Here is a 14,005-nt window from a genome sequence, read left to right as displayed (position 1 = left end):
CTCCCCCCTTCCTGCCCTCTCCCCTTCCCGCCCCTCCGTTTCCCGCCCCCTCCGCTTAGATCCCTCTCCGCTCAGATCTCGAAGAAAGGCACTGTCATGACGTTCCCTCAGCGCGAGGGTCCCGGTGAGCGGCGTCCCGTTCTCGTCGTGGGCGCGGGCCCCGTGGGACTCGTACTCGCCACCGAACTGCTCGCACAGGGTGTTCCGGTCCGGCTGATCGACCACTCGGCCGCCGGCCCCGTCCAGCACTCCCGGGCCAGCGTCGTCTGGCCGCGCAGCCTGGAACTCCTCGGCCGTATCGGCGCGTCCGAGCCGCTGATCGAGCTGGGCAACCGCCTGGACGAGGTGCAGTACTACTCCGAGAAGCGGCATCTCGGCTCCATCGAGATGAGCCGGCTCGCCGACACCCCGTACCCCTTCGGCGTGGTCGTCCCGCAGGACACCACCGAGGAGGTGATCCGCACCCGGCTGGCCGCCTACGGCGGTGAGATCGAGTTCGGTTCCCTCAGCGGGCTCGACACCTCGGGGCCCCGGCCGGTCGCCGACGTGACGCGGGCCGACGGGCGCACCGAGCAGATCGAGGCGGACTGGGTGATCGGCGCGGACGGCGCGCACAGCGCGGTGCGCCGACTGGCCGGGATCGAGCTCCTGGGCAGCGGGAACGACGTGCTGTTCGCCATCGGTGACGGCCCCGTGGCCGGTGACATGGACCAGCACGCACTGGTGTACTGCTACTCCCGCTCCGGAGCCCTGGGCATCGCCCCCTTCGGTGGCGGCACGTACCGGCTCGCCATCAGCGTGCCGGACTGGCGCGGGGAACAGGGGCCGCCGCCGGAGCTGTTCCAGCGGTTCCTCGACGAGCGCTCCCCGCGGCCCGGCATCGTCGGCGAGCTGGACTGGTCCACCATCTTCCGCGCCCGGCGCCGGGTCGCCGAGACCATGCGGGCGGGCCGGGTCTTCCTCGCGGGCGACGCCGCCCACGTGTTCAGCGCGGCGGGCGCGCAGGGCATGAACACCGGCATCCAGGACGCGGTCAATCTCGCGTGGAAGCTGGCCGGCGTCGTCAAGGGCGCCTTCGAACCGGGCATCCTCGACACCTACGACAGCGACCGTCATCTGGCCGCGGAGCGCATCGTCCTGACCACCGCCAAGCAGACCAGCTGGGGACTGTTCAAGCGGCGCCACGAGCTCGCCCTGCGCGACGCCACCGTACGGCTGGCCCACCGGACCGGGGTGCTGCAGCGGTTCGGCGCCCCGCTGATGGCGCAGCACGACGTCAGCTACCGGCCGGCCGAGTCCCTGCGCGACACGCTGCCGGGGCTGACCCGCAGACTCCGCGTCGGCGACCGGCTGCCGGTGTTCACCGCGTACGGCGCTCCCCAGCCGGGCGCCGAGCGCTGGCCCTCGATCGACCCGGCGCGGCTGACGCTGCTGCTCTGGGCCGGCGAACGGCAGGACGCCGCATGGGTGGCCGCCCGCGAGGCCGTGACAGCGGCCGCGCCGGACGGGGTGCCGGTACGGGACATCTCCGTCTGGCCGGGCTTCACCCCGCTGCTCGGCACCGCACCGAAGGCCGTCCTGGTCAGGCCCGACGGACACATCGCGGCGCTCACGGCCCCCGAGCCGAGCGCGGTCCGTACGGCGCTGCGCCGGGCGGGCAACAGCTTCCGCACGGCCCGCACCTCGACGCCGGACGCGCCGGATGCCCCGGCCACCCTGGCCGCCCTGGACACGCCGGACAGGGCGGGCGCGCCCGCCCCGAACGACCCGAACGACCCCACCGCCACCACCGACCCCACCACCGACCCCACCGCCGCCGACAAGATCGAGGAGCTGGTCTCATGAGCCGCGCCGCGGTGTTGTGCGGACTCGGCGGCGCGCTGCCGGCGACGGCCGTGTCGAACGAGGAGCTGGCCGGGCAGCTGGACACCTCCGACCAGTGGATCCGCACCCGTACCGGGATCGGCCTGCGCCATGTCGTGGCCCCGGGCGAGGCCACCTCCGACCTCGCCGTGGCGGCCGGGGAGCACGCCCTCGCCTCGGCCCGCCGTACGGGCGGGGACGCCGCCGCCGACGTGGACCTGGTGGTGCTGGCCACCAGCACGCCGGACCGGCCGTGCCCGGCCACCGCGCCGGACGTCGCCCACCGGCTCGGACTGGGGACGGTGCCCGCCTTCGACGTGGCCGCCGTGTGCACCGGGTTCGTCTACGCGCTGGCCACGGCGTCCTCCATGATCACCGCGGGTGTCTCGGAACGGGCCCTGGTGATCGGCGCTGACACCTTCTCCACCATCCTCGACCCGGCCGACCGCACCACCCGGGCCATCTTCGGCGACGGAGCCGGAGCCGTGGTGCTGCGGGCGGGCGAGGCGGACGAGCCGGGGGCGCTGCTCGGCTTCGACCTGGGCAGCGACGGCTCGGGCGCCGATCTGATCACGGTGCGCGCCGGAGGCTCCAGGCAGCGCTCCTCGGCCGAACCCCAAGGCGCCGGGGACCACTTCTTCACGATGGACGGCCGGCCCGTGTTCACCCAGGCCGTGCTGAACATGAGCCGTTCCTCGCAGGCGCTGCTCGACCGGGTCGGCTGGACACCCGCCGAGCTCGACAAGGTCGTGGCGCACCAGGCCAACATCCGCATCCTCAACGCCGTCGGCGAGCAACTCGGCCTCGACGAAAAGCAGATCGTCGTGAACCTGGACCGGGTCGGCAACACCGTCGCCGCCTCGATCCCGCTCGCCCTGCGGGACGCCGCCGCCGACGGCGAGCTGCGGCCGGGCCACCGCGTACTCCTCACCGGCTTCGGCGGCGGCCTCACCTGGGGCTCTGCCGCGCTTGTCTGGCCGGCCCTTGAGACCGACTGACCTCTCCGAGCGCACCGAACCCACCAGGCACACCAGGCACAGTCAGCTCACCGAACACAGTCAACTCAGCGAACACACCGAGCACATCCACGAAAGGAACCTCACCATGAGCACTCCCGTCATCAAGATCCAGGAATCCCTCAAGCACCGCGTCTCCGGCCTGATCAGTGAGAAGTTCGGCCTCGACGAGGCGGAACTGCTGTCCGGCGCCACCTTCGACGAACTGGAGATCGACTCCCTCATCCTCGTGGAGCTCAGCCTGATCCTGCGCAAGGAGATGGGCATCGTCCTCCAGGAGGGCGAGCTGAAGGCCGCCTTCACGCTGGACGAGGCCGTCGCCGTCATCCGCACGAAGGCGGATCAGGCGTGAGCGGCGTGGCCCGGGGTCGCGGAGTCGCGATCACCGGCATGGGCCTGGTCACTCCGGCGGGCATCGGGGTGGAGGAGAACTGGCGGCGCGTGCTGTCCGGCGTGTCCGCCGCGGCCACCGACCCCGAACTGAAGGGCTCGAAGGTCGACATCTCGTGCCGGGTCCCCGGCTTCGACCCGACGGCCGAGCTGGGCCGGCGCACCGCCTGGAAGCTGGACCGCTTCACCCAGCTCGCCGTGGTCGCCGCCCGGCAGGCGGTCACCGACTCCGGCCTGGACACCGGGTCCTGGGACTGCACCCGGGTGGGCGTGGTCATCGGCAACTCGCTCGGCGGCGCGGCCACCCTGGAGAAGCAGCTGCGCACCTACTGCGAGGGCACCCCCGAGGACGTGTCGGCGCTGATGATCCCCATGAGCATGGTCAACATGGTCGCCGGATACATCGCGATGGACCTGCGCATCCACGGCCCCAGCCTGGTCACGGCGACCGCGTGCGCGTCGGGGGCGTCCGCGATCGGCACGGCCCGCGAATGGCTGTTGTCCGGGCTGTGCGACGTGGTCCTGGCCGGCGGGACCGAGTCGGCGATCAGCCCCGGCACGCTCAACGGGCTGTCCCGGATGGGCGCGCTGTCGGGCCGTACCGACCAACCGGGGGCGGCGTCCCGCCCGTTCGCTGCGGACCGGGACGGCTTCGTGGCCGGCGAGGGCGCGGCGCTCCTCGTGCTGGAGCGGTGCGCGGACGCCACCGCCCGCGGCGCCCGGCGCTACGCGGACATCGCCGGCTTCAGCGCCACGTCCGACGCGCACCACGCCACCGCCCCGCATCCGCGGGGCGAGGGCCTGGCACGGGCCCTGCGGGCCGCTCTGAACGACGCCGGAGTGCTCCCCGACGAAGTGGAGCACGTCAACGCGCACGGCACCTCCACCCCGATGAACGACCTCACGGAGGCCCGCGCCCTGCACTCGGTGCTCGGCGACCGCGCGGCGATCACCTCCACCAAGGGCGTCACCGGCCACACCCTGGCCGCGGCGGGTGCCGTCGAGGCGGCGTACACCGCACTGGCGCTGTACCACGGCGCCGTGCCGCCCACCGCCAACGTGCAGTCGCTGGACCCGGCGATCGACGTCGACATCGACATCGTCACGGGCGCGGCGCGGCACCGGCGGATGAGCGTCGCGGCGAGCACCTCCCTGGGATTCGGCGGGCACAACGCCGCCCTGATCCTCACCGCCGCCTGACGGGGCCGGGGTGTTCGCACCCCGGCCCCACCAACTCCCTTTGGCAGATTCGACCGACAGATTCGACCGCCGGATTCGACTGACGGATTCGACAGAAAGGAAGTTCGCGTGACCACGCGTAACCTCGGCCCGACCGGACTCGCCGTCCACCCCGTCGGCCTCGGATGCATGGGAATGAGCTGGGGTTATGCCGAGTCGCAGCGCGACGACACGGTCTCGGTCATGGTGATACGGCGGGCGCTGGACGCCGGGCCGGTCCTGCTGGACACGGCCGACGCCTACGGCGCGGGCCACAACGAGACCCTCGTCGGCCGCGCCCTGGCCGGCCGCCGTGGCGACGCCGTGGTCGCGACCAAGACCGGCATCGTCGTCGACGACCTCGCCACCCGAAGCCTGAGCCGCGACGGTTCCCCCGAGCACATCCGGCGCTCGGCCGACGCCTCGCTCGAGCGGCTCGGCGTAGACGCCATCGACCTGTACTACCTGCACCGCGTCGACCCCGCCGTACCTCTGGAGGAGTCCTGGGGCGCGCTGTCCGAGCTGGTCCGGGCCGGCAAGGTGCGCCACCTCGGGCTGTCGGAGGTGACCCGGGAGCAGGCGGATGCCGCCCACCGCGTCCATCCGGTGGCCGCGGTGCAGTCCGAACTGTCCCTGTGGACGCGGGAACCGCTCGACCCCGGCACCGGGATCTCCGGCTGGTGCGGCGCACACGGTGCCGCTTTCGTGCCGTTCGCGCCGCTGGGCCGGGGTTTCCTCACCGGCCGCTACACCCGGCCCGAGGACTTCGAGGCCGGCGACTTCCGGGCCACCAACCCACGCTTCACGGGTGAGGCGTTCACCGCGAACCTGCGCATCGCGCACGCGGTGGAGGAGGTCGCCGCCCGGCACGGGGCCACCGCCGCCCAGGTCGCCCTGGCCTGGACCCTCGCCCAGGGCGACCACGTCATTCCCGTCCCCGGCACCAAGCAGTCCCGCTACCTGGCGGACAACCTGGCCGCCGCCGACCTGCGCCTGACCGCGCGGGACCTGCGGGACCTGGACGCGGCGCCTGCCGCGACCGGCAGCCGTTACTAGCTTGCTGCTCCGCCGGGAGGGCAGCGACGGGTGCGTTGCCGGACGCGGCGCCGTCGTGGCCGGTCGCGCAGTTCCCCGCGCCCCTTCAGGGCGCCGGGCTGCGCCCGCGCCCAGCCGTCACCCACGGCAGCTCACCGGCTACCGGCACAGCCCATACCCCGGCCCCGGCCCTTCGACCAGTCCCGACATCCCTCCACAACCAGGAGCACACCATGCCCGAGCAGCCAGGCGGCGCCGTCGCGTCGTCCCCGTACACCGTGGCCGTCGTCGGTCTGGGCGGCACCGGGCTGGCCCTGGTGCGCCGACTGGCCGGCGCGGGGCTCACCGTCGTCGCCGTCGACGACGACCCGGCGGCGCTGGCCCGCGCCGGGGAACTGAGCCCGTCCGAGCGCCCCCGCACGGTGACCCCCTTCCCGGCGGGGGTCGCCGAGGCCGACCTGGTCATCGAGGCCGTACCGGAACCGGCGGCGCTCAAGCGGCTGGTGCTGGCCAAGGTGCGCCGGCACCTGCGGCCCGGCACCCCGGTGCTCACCACCGCGCTGACCACGTCCCTCGTCGACCTCCAGGACGCCGCGGGCCCTGACCTGTTCGCGCTGCGCTTCCTGCGCGCGGACGATCTGGCCGCCGTGGAGGTCGCCCGCGCTCCCGGCGCCGGGGACGCCGCGGCCGAGCGGGTGGAACGCGTCCTGACCGCGGCCGGGATCACGGCGCACCAGGTCGTCGACCGGCCCGGGTCACTCGCCCCCGGCCTGCTGCTCGGCCTGCTGAACCGGGCCGCGTGGATGGTCCACGACGGGTACGCCACCGCCGAGGACGTCGACACCGCGGTACGGCTCGGCTGCGGCTGGCGCGAGGGTCCGCTGGCGGTGCTGGACGCGATAGGCCTGGACACGGCACGCGACGTCCTCTCCCGCCTCGCCGAGACGGCCGACGGGCACGCGGCGCCGGCCCCGGTCCTCGACGAACTGATCGCCCGGGGCGCGCTCGGCCGCAAGACGGGCCGCGGCTTCCACCGGCACGACCGGGGCGAGGGGCCGCGCCGACCGGTGCTGCCGACCGCCCCGCCCGGCCGCCGGGTGGTGGTCGTCGGCTCGGGAACCATGGCCACCGGCATCGCGGAGTCCTTCGTACGCGGCGGCTTCGACACGACGCTGCTGGCCCGGACCGAGGAGAAGGCACAAGTGGCCGCGGAACGCGTGGAGTTCGCACTGCGACGCACGGGCGCGAACGAGGAGCAACGGGAGGGACAGGAGGCCGGCTTCACGGCGACGGCCGACCGCTCTGTGCTGGGCGCGGTGGACATCGTCGTCGAGGCGGTGGTGGAGGACCTGGAGGTCAAGCGGCGGCTGTTCGCCGAGCTGGGCGCGGTCTGCGCGCCGCGCACGTTGCTGGCCACGTCCACCTCCAGCCTGCCGGTCGCCGCCTGCACCGAACCCGCGGGCCGTCCCGCGGACGTGCTGGGCCTGCACTTCTTCAACCCGGCTCCGGTGATGCGTCTGCTGGAGCTGGTCCCGGCACCGGGCACCAGCAGGCACAACCTGGCCCGCGCCCGCGCGCTGGCCGAACAACTCGGCAAGCGGATCGTGCAGTGCGGCGACCGGGCCGGTTTCATCGTGAACGCGCTGCTCTTCCCGTATCTGAACCAGGCCCTCGAACTGCTGGACGCGGACGAGACGACGACCGCCGCGCTGGACGCGACCGCGCGAGCGGTGGGCGGCCAACCGCTCGGTCCGGTACGGCTGCTCGACACGGTCGGCGCCGACGTGGCACTGGAGGTGCAGCGCCGCCTGCAGGCCGACCCGCGCTGCCGGGCACCGGAGACCGCCGGGCTGCTGAAGCAGCTGGTGGCCGCGGGGCACCTGGGCCGTAAGACGCCGGGCAAGGGCACCCGCACCTACCTGACTGCCCGCACCACCGCACCGGTCCCCGCGTCCGCCTGATCCCACCGGGCCACGACACCGGTCCCCGCGTCCCCCTGATCCCCTGATCCCGCCGGGCGGCGGTCTGCCCCTCCCCCGGGTACGACCGCGGCCCGGCGCCCTCTCCCCTCCCTCCCCTTCCCTCTCCTCCCCCGTCACCCGCATGGAAGGCCGCACCCCCATGTCCGCTGTCCCCGGCGCACCGAACACGCCCGTCGAGATCGCCTTCTTCGACGTCGACGAGACGCTGATCACCGTCAAGAGCATGTTCCGCTTCCTGGAGTTCCACTACCGCGAGCGCGGCCTGCCGCCGTCCGCCTACGAGGAGGCCGCGGGCACGCTGCGGCGCAGGTCGGCGGCGGGCGTCTCACGGCTGGTCACCAACCGCGAGTACTACCGCCTGTACGCGGACCGCCCGCGCGACGAGCTGTTCGCGCACGGCCGCGCCTGGTTCGACGCGGAGATCGCCGGCGGCACACTGCTGCATCCGCCCGTGGTGTCCGCCCTGCGCCGGCACCGGGAGCAGGGGGCGCTGATCGTGCTGGTGTCGGGCTCGTTCCGGCCGTGTCTGGAGCCGGTCGCGGAGCTGCTCGGCGCCGACGAGATCCTGTGCAGCGAGCCGGAGTACGTCGACGGGTACTGCACGGGCCTGGTGGAACACCCGGTCATCGGCGTCGAGAAGGGCCGGCTGGCGCGCGCGCTGATGCGGCGGCGCGCGGTGTCCCCCTCGCGCGCCGCCGCCTACGGCGACCATGCCTCCGACCTGGACCTCCTGCGCTCAGCGGGCCACCCCGTCGCCGTCGGCGACGACATGGTGCTCGGCGCCCATGTCGCCAAGGTGGGCGGAGGCACGCTGCCGGGGGCCGGTCACGCCGCGAACGTCAGCCGGTCGTCCGCTCCTTGGCGACCGACGCGAGCGCGGTGAAGCACAGCCTGCTTTCCTGATGCATCGTCACCAGGAAGCGGGCGCGGCCGAGTTGGTCGTCCGGCAGCAGCTGGACGTCCACGCTGCAGGGGGAGTCGAGTTCGACGTAGCGGTGGAAGACGGTCTCCATCGCCTCGGCGTCGCCGACCCGGGGGTGCCGCATGGTGCGCACGGCCTGCTTGGCCGCCTCCAGCAGGAGGATGCCGGGGGCGTGGTCGCTGGGGTGGTCGAAGTACATCGGGTGGTGGGTGTCGATCCGCAGCTGCCAGCGGTCGGGGGCGTCGGTGGGTGAGAGCAGCGCGTCCCGGAACTCCTCGCCGGCGCCGGAGGCCGGGGGCGGCAGCGGGCGGCTCCGGGCCAGTTCCAGCATCCGGTGGGCGTCGCCGTACGAGCCGCGCAGCCGCTCGTAGACGGCGGGCTGCTGGATGGTGAAACGGGTGTGGGCGGTGGCCAGTTGCTCGCCGTCGCGCAGCACCGTGATGTCCAGGGACAGGGCCGTGACCCGGTCGCGGCGGCGGACCACGTCGTAGCAGCGGATGTGCAGGTCCGGACGGCCGCCGATGCCTCCCTCGCGCAGGGTGGGCAGGTTCAGCGCGTAGCGGTACTCGCTCCAGAGCAGACGGTGGCCGAACGGGACGTCGTAGCCCGCGTGCGACAGCAGCGGAAACGTCTGCCGAATCGTTTCCGTGAGCAGAACGGCACTGTCCTGGTCACGGTCCCCGGCGCCCACGAACTCGCTCGTGTCCGTCCAGTCCGCCGCGACGAGGAACTCGTCCTCCGCCAGCCGCTTCAGGCCCACGAGCAGTACCTGACCCGCGTCGTGCTTGTGGACGAGGTCCTTCGTGACCCGCACCGGTCTCGAAACGGCAGCCGTCATCATCTCGTTCATGTGAATCCCCCTGTGTCGATGCACTGACACGAACTGCTCCCCCAGCGGTGGCGGAGCCGCGCTACGGCAAGTAACATAGAGGACGTTCTTTTTCTTGTCGAGACCGGGATGCAGCCATGGCACCAGCGAATCCGAATCACGCGCCCAAGCAGGAGCGCGCGATTCAGACCCGAGAGCAGCTCTTGAAGGCAGCCGCGGAGGTCTTCGACGAGTACGGATACGCCGGCGCGGGGATCAACAAGATCCTGCAGCGCGCGGGGGTGACCGCGGGGGCTCTTTACTTCCATTTCAAGGACAAGAAGAGCCTCGCGATGGAGGTGATGAACGCCCAGCGCGGCACCATCGAGCCGCATGTGCCCACCACCGGCCTGCAACGGCTGGTGGACATCACCCTCATCTGGTCGCACTCGCTCCAGGCCGACCCCATGCTGCGCGCCGGCGTCCGCCTCACCGGCGAGCAGGCCGCCTTCGGACTGCAGGACGCCACGCCGTACGCGGTCTGGACCCGCAGCTTCGAGGAGTGCCTGGAAGTCGCGCGCGCCCAGGGCGAGTTGCGTGAGCACGTACGGATCGACGAGCTGGCCGAGTTCGTGGTCGGCGCGTGCACCGGCATGCAGGAGTACGCGCAGGTCGTCTCCCGGCGTGCCGACCTGCCCCGCCGGACGGTGAACATGTGGCGCGCGCTGCTGCCGGGCGTCGCCGCCGGTCCGGCTTTCGACGGGATCGAGAACAGCGAGGAGCGCGCGCTGTCCCTGTGGACGTCCGTGAGCGCGCCCGACCAAGGGGAGGGAACCCGACCATGACCGACCGACCGCGCCACCTGCGCCGCCTGCGAATCGCCGCCGTCAACATCGACGGCGTCCTGCTCGCCGACACCTTCAGCCCGCTCATCCACCAGTTCGTCACCCGACGCGGCGGCACCTACTCGGCCGACGTCGAGCGCAGTGTCTTCTCCCAGCGGCAGGCCGACGCCGGCCGCGCCATGGCGGCGGTGGTGCCGCAGGCCATGACCGGCGAGGAGGCCCTGGCCGCCTACTTCGAGGAGCGCGCCGCCTACCTCGTCGACCACCCCGTCGAGATCACCGAGGGAGCCGGACCGCTGCTGGAGCGGCTGCGCGCCGCCGGGCTCGACGTGGTCTGCTACGGCGGCCTGGCCAAGTCCCACTTCGACGAGCAACTCGGTGCGTACGCCCACCTGTTCACCCCTCCGCACTACATCTGCACCAACGACGTGCGCCCCGGGCTGCGGGAGATCACCGCACACTTCGGCCTCGATCACGGCCAGGTGCTCTTCATCGACGACGTGGCACGGGTCGCCGAGGCGGCGAAAGCCATCGGGGCGCCGTTCATCGGCCACCCCAGCCGGTTCGAGCACAGCCACCAGGCGGAGCTGATGCGGCAGGCCGGGGTACGCCATCTCGTGGGCGGCCTGAACGAGATCGACGACGCGCTGCTGCGCACGCTGGACGAGGAGGCGACCGCCGGCACGCTGTGGCCGACCCGGGCCGACGAGCCGGTACCGACGGCCCGATAGGGCCCTTCGCCCTCCCTCGGGCCCCGGGTCGGCCGGGTGCCTCGTGGAAGCGAGGTGCCGGGCGGCCCGGGGCTCGGCGCGGACGGTCGTACGACGTCTCAGACAGCGAGCGTGCCGCCGTCGACCGGGATGGTCGCGCCGGTCACGAAGGACGACGCGTCGGCGCACAGCCACAGCGCCGCCTGCGCCACCTCGACCGGGGCGGCGAACCGCTTCTGGACGGCTCGCGCGAAGAACGTCTGCTCCACGCCGGGCATCTGCTCGACGACCGACTCCATCATCTCGGTGAGCGTGCTGCCCACGGCCAGCGCGTTGACCCGGATACCCCGGTCCCCGTACTGGGCCGCCGCGGCCTTGGTCAGGCCGATCACCGCATGCTTGGCGGCCACATAGGGCGCGCCCACCCCGGTGGCGATGAGACCGGCCACGCTCGCGGTGTTGACGATCGCGCCACCGCCGGTGTCGAGCATGGCGCGGATCTGGTGGCGCATGCAGTTCCACACGCCCCGGACGTTCACGTCCATGACGGTGTCGTAGTCGTCGTCCGACATCTCGTGCAGATCGCCGCCGGGCACGGCCTGGCCAGCGTTGTTGAAGGCGGCGTCCAGGCGGCCGAAGCGCTCCACCGCCGCGTCGACGACACGCTCGACGTCCTCGCCACGGCGTATGTCCCCGGGGACGGCCAGGGCGCGACCGCCCCGCACCTCGATCTCCTTGACCACCGAGGCGAGTTGTTCGTGGCGGCGAGCCGTGACCACCACTGCCGCGCCGTGCTCGACGAAGAGGCGTGCCGCCGCCGCGCCGATACCCGACGAAGCTCCGGTGATCATGACTACCCGGCCACTCATTGCGCACGTCTGTTCGATCATGAAAGGCAGTCAAACAGGCGGTTCACAGGTAGTCAGCCGGATGGGACAGTCCTTACCAGCCAACCTGCCAAGAACGTTCCGAGCTGCTCGTTCTCCGGATCTCTTGGGAATCTCTTGACCTATGGTTGGTGCTGTCGCGGGCCGTCCGCGGCGCACGGGGGGCGGGAGGAGGCGCGAGCACACGTGGCGAAGCAGGAGAGGGCGGAGCAGACCCGGCAGCGACTCGTAGAGGCCGCGTCCGCCGCATTCGCCGAGCATGGTTACGCCGGCACCTCCCTGCACCGGATCGTCAGATCGGCCGGGGTCACCATGGGCGCGCTGACCTTCCACTTCTCCAGCAAGTCGGCCCTGGCGGACGCCGTCCAGGAGGCCGGCACGGCCGCCACCCGCGAGGTCCTCCACAACTCCGCGCCCGCGCCGGGACTGCGAGGCGTGCTGGACGAGGTGCTCGCACTGGCCGACGCGCTGCGCACCACACAGAGCATCCGCGCCGCCGCCCGGCTCACCCGCGAGGGCCACGCCGCCGACCACGACTGGTACGACTCCTGGGCCCCCGGTCTGCGCGACGCGCTGGAACGGGCCTGGCGCGAGGATCACCTGGACGGCGGGCTGACCCCGCTGGCGGCGACCTCGCTGCTCTCCCACGTCCTGCTCGGCGTGGAGGCCACCACCGCCTCCCCGGACTCGCTGCGCACGGTCACCGGCGACGGCCCCGAGGACAACCTGACCCAGGCCCTGAAAGCGCTGGGCACCCTCATCACCCCCTCGGCCGCCTCCGCTCGGGGCGAGGACTGACCGACGGTTCGCCGGACCCCGCGAAGGGCCTCGTTCCGGCGCGACCGCCCTCACTGAATGCGCCGTTCCGCACACGTGCCGTATCGCCTCGGCCGGCCCACTCGTGCCCCCGTACGGAATTTTCCGCGCCCGGCACACCACTCCTGACGCCACCCTCGGCGCAACTCCTGCCGCAGCTCAGAGCACCCGGGCACATCACCACGCACGCCGCCGCGCACCCCTCCCCGCCGTTGCCGGCCCGGCACCCTCCATAGAAACATAGAGAATGTTCTGTATATTCATGGCAGACCGGGGGAGAGGAGTCCGTACATGTATCCGGCCAAGGAGTGCGTCCCGCCGGCCCACCGGCTCTTCGCCCATCTGCCGCGGGCCGACCAACGGCGTTGGGCAGGCGTCTATCTGAAGGGACTGCTGGCCACCCAGGGCAAGAAGTCGCTGCGGCGCATAGCGGCCTCGGTGACGCCGTCCCCGACGGCACCCCAGTCGCTGCAGCAGTTCGTCAACGACAGCGCCTGGCAGTGGCGCCCCGTCCGCGCCGAACTCGCCCGCTGGGCCGCCGAGCACACCGCCGCGCACGCCTGGACGCTCTCCCCCGTGGTCATCCCCAAGCGGGGCGAGCTGTCCGTCGGCGTCCACCGGCGCTTCGTGCCCGCCTTCGGACGCACCGTCAACTGCCAGCTCGCCCTCGGCGCGTTCCTCTCCGGCGACCTCGGCGACCTCGCCGTGGACTGGCAGCTGTATCTGCCGCGGCGCTGGACCGAGGACGCCCGGCTGCGGCGCCAGGCCCGCATCCCCGAGGCCACCGGCCACGCCACCGCGGCCGAGCTGTGCCTCGCCCTCGCCGACCGACTGGCCCGGATCACACCCGAGATGCCGCCGGTCGTCGTCCACACCGACGGCCACATCGACGCCGCAGCCGTGATCGAGGGCCTGCAGGCCCGCGGCCTGGACTGGATCGTGGCCGTGCCCGACACCCTGCCCCTGTCACTCGCCGCGTCCGCCGGTCCCCACCCGGCGGACGCGGCGGCCCTCCACCCGGCCCCGGAACCGGCGGGCGACCTGCTGCGCCGGCACGCCCGGCCGCCCACCGCCACACCCCTCGCCCCCGGGCAGCCCCGGCTCCGCACCACAGAGGTACTGCTGCCTGCCGGGACCCGGCCGGCCCTGCTGGTCGGCGTCCGGACCGCCTCACGCTTACGGCCCGACCGGCTCTGGCTGACCAACCTGCCCCCGGCGCGGCGAGACCGGGCCCTCGCGGTCATCGGCTCCGCCACCACCGCGCGGGCCGGGGTCGCGGAGGCCGAACTGGGCCTGCACGACTTCGCGGGCCGGTCCTACCCCGGCTGGCACCGCCACGCCACGCTGGTCTCCGTAGCCTCCGCGCACCGCAGGCTCGGGCACGAGGTGTGTCTGGCCCCCAACAGCGGCTGACCGCCGCCGTATACCGGCCGGACAGCCGGCCACCACCGCTCGACGGCCCTCCCCCACACGCACACTGACGGCCCTTCCCCCACGCACAGCACCACAGGAA

General features: G+C 72.9%; 13 protein-coding genes. 11 read left to right on the top strand and 2 right to left on the bottom strand.

Annotated elements, in window-relative coordinates:
• The first annotated feature begins 96 nt into the window (after positions 1–96).
• From G3I71_RS03150 to G3I71_RS03120, 7 genes are all read left to right on the top strand, one after another.
• The gene (locus tag G3I71_RS03150; protein WP_164312302.1) at positions 97–1,845 is read left to right on the top strand and encodes an FAD-dependent monooxygenase; all 1,749 of its coding nucleotides are present in this window, start codon (positions 97–99) and stop codon (positions 1,843–1,845) included.
• Entirely contained in the window at positions 1,842–2,861 is a 1,020-nt protein-coding gene (locus G3I71_RS03145; protein ID WP_164312301.1) for a beta-ketoacyl-ACP synthase III, read from the top strand. The genes G3I71_RS03150 and G3I71_RS03145 overlap by 4 nt, the downstream gene beginning before the upstream one ends.
• 106 nt (positions 2,862–2,967) lie before the next feature.
• Positions 2,968–3,231 carry an acyl carrier protein gene (locus G3I71_RS03140; protein WP_164312300.1) on the top strand — a complete coding sequence of 88 codons (264 nt, stop codon included), beginning with the start codon at positions 2,968–2,970 and terminating at the stop codon, positions 3,229–3,231.
• The gene (locus G3I71_RS03135) at positions 3,228–4,469 is read left to right on the top strand and encodes a beta-ketoacyl-[acyl-carrier-protein] synthase family protein (protein ID WP_343242828.1); all 1,242 of its coding nucleotides are present in this window, start codon (positions 3,228–3,230) and stop codon (positions 4,467–4,469) included. The genes G3I71_RS03140 and G3I71_RS03135 overlap by 4 nt, the downstream gene beginning before the upstream one ends.
• Positions 4,470–4,577: 108 nt before the next feature.
• Positions 4,578–5,543, top strand: coding sequence for an aldo/keto reductase (locus G3I71_RS03130; protein ID WP_164312299.1), 966 nt, complete (start codon positions 4,578–4,580; stop codon positions 5,541–5,543).
• 212 nt (positions 5,544–5,755) lie between these two features.
• On the top strand, positions 5,756–7,483 hold the full coding sequence (locus tag G3I71_RS03125; protein WP_164312298.1) for a 3-hydroxyacyl-CoA dehydrogenase family protein: 1,728 nt from the start codon (positions 5,756–5,758) through the stop codon (positions 7,481–7,483).
• Between the two features lie 160 nt (positions 7,484–7,643).
• Positions 7,644–8,387 (top strand): HAD family phosphatase, encoded by a 744-nt coding sequence (locus tag G3I71_RS03120; RefSeq protein WP_164312297.1) that lies wholly within the window; start codon positions 7,644–7,646, stop codon positions 8,385–8,387.
• Here the strand turns inward: G3I71_RS03120 and G3I71_RS03115 are convergent.
• Positions 8,344–9,276 (bottom strand): ScbA/BarX family gamma-butyrolactone biosynthesis protein, encoded by a 933-nt coding sequence (locus G3I71_RS03115; RefSeq protein WP_164312296.1) that lies wholly within the window; start codon positions 9,274–9,276, stop codon positions 8,344–8,346. The two genes, G3I71_RS03120 and G3I71_RS03115, sit on opposite strands and share 44 nt — an antisense overlap.
• 116 nt (positions 9,277–9,392) lie before the next feature.
• Here G3I71_RS03115 and G3I71_RS03110 point away from each other — a divergent pair, with 116 nt between their 5' ends.
• Both G3I71_RS03110 and G3I71_RS03105 read left to right on the top strand, forming a co-directional pair.
• Entirely contained in the window at positions 9,393–10,079 is a 687-nt protein-coding gene (locus tag G3I71_RS03110; RefSeq protein WP_203729149.1) for a ScbR family autoregulator-binding transcription factor, read from the top strand.
• Positions 10,076–10,810: an HAD family hydrolase gene (locus G3I71_RS03105; protein ID WP_203729147.1), complete on the top strand. Its 735-nt coding sequence runs from the start codon at positions 10,076–10,078 to the stop codon at positions 10,808–10,810. The genes G3I71_RS03110 and G3I71_RS03105 overlap by 4 nt, the downstream gene beginning before the upstream one ends.
• A gap of 98 nt (positions 10,811–10,908) precedes the next feature.
• On the opposite strand, the gene G3I71_RS03100 is transcribed toward G3I71_RS03105, so the two are convergent.
• Positions 10,909–11,640 carry an SDR family NAD(P)-dependent oxidoreductase gene (locus tag G3I71_RS03100; protein WP_239148827.1) on the bottom strand — a complete coding sequence of 244 codons (732 nt, stop codon included), beginning with the start codon at positions 11,638–11,640 and terminating at the stop codon, positions 10,909–10,911.
• Positions 11,641–11,862: 222 nt separating this feature from the next.
• On the opposite strand from G3I71_RS03100, the gene G3I71_RS03095 reads away from it, so the two are divergent.
• Positions 11,863–12,474: a TetR/AcrR family transcriptional regulator gene (locus tag G3I71_RS03095; protein ID WP_164312295.1), complete on the top strand. Its 612-nt coding sequence runs from the start codon at positions 11,863–11,865 to the stop codon at positions 12,472–12,474.
• A gap of 309 nt (positions 12,475–12,783) precedes the next feature.
• Positions 12,784–13,905 carry a transposase gene (locus G3I71_RS03090; RefSeq protein WP_164312294.1) on the top strand — a complete coding sequence of 374 codons (1,122 nt, stop codon included), beginning with the start codon at positions 12,784–12,786 and terminating at the stop codon, positions 13,903–13,905.
• Positions 13,906–14,005: the final 100 nt, after the last annotated feature.

The sequence above is a fragment of the Streptomyces sp. SID12501 genome, assembly GCF_010550245.1.
Lineage (GTDB): Bacteria > Actinomycetota > Actinomycetes > Streptomycetales > Streptomycetaceae > Streptomyces.
This window is presented reverse-complemented; position numbering and strand designations above follow the sequence as displayed.

What these genes read in the sequence shown, in the direction of transcription:
- G3I71_RS03090 (WP_164312294.1), top strand. Translation starts at nt 12,784, where the DNA reads ATGTATCCGGCCAAGGAGTGCGTCCCGCCGGCCCACCGGCTCTTCGCC.
- G3I71_RS03105 (WP_203729147.1), top strand. Translation starts at nt 10,076, where the DNA reads ATGACCGACCGACCGCGCCACCTGCGCCGCCTGCGAATCGCCGCCGTC.
- G3I71_RS03110 (WP_203729149.1), top strand. Translation starts at nt 9,393, where the DNA reads ATGGCACCAGCGAATCCGAATCACGCGCCCAAGCAGGAGCGCGCGATT.
- G3I71_RS03115 (WP_164312296.1), bottom strand. Translation starts at nt 9,276, where the DNA reads ATGAACGAGATGATGACGGCTGCCGTTTCGAGACCGGTGCGGGTCACG.
- G3I71_RS03150 (WP_164312302.1), top strand. Translation starts at nt 97, where the DNA reads ATGACGTTCCCTCAGCGCGAGGGTCCCGGTGAGCGGCGTCCCGTTCTC.
- G3I71_RS03140 (WP_164312300.1), top strand. Translation starts at nt 2,968, where the DNA reads ATGAGCACTCCCGTCATCAAGATCCAGGAATCCCTCAAGCACCGCGTC.
- G3I71_RS03145 (WP_164312301.1), top strand. Translation starts at nt 1,842, where the DNA reads ATGAGCCGCGCCGCGGTGTTGTGCGGACTCGGCGGCGCGCTGCCGGCG.
- G3I71_RS03100 (WP_239148827.1), bottom strand. Translation starts at nt 11,640, where the DNA reads ATGATCACCGGAGCTTCGTCGGGTATCGGCGCGGCGGCGGCACGCCTC.
- G3I71_RS03125 (WP_164312298.1), top strand. Translation starts at nt 5,756, where the DNA reads ATGCCCGAGCAGCCAGGCGGCGCCGTCGCGTCGTCCCCGTACACCGTG.
- G3I71_RS03120 (WP_164312297.1), top strand. Translation starts at nt 7,644, where the DNA reads ATGTCCGCTGTCCCCGGCGCACCGAACACGCCCGTCGAGATCGCCTTC.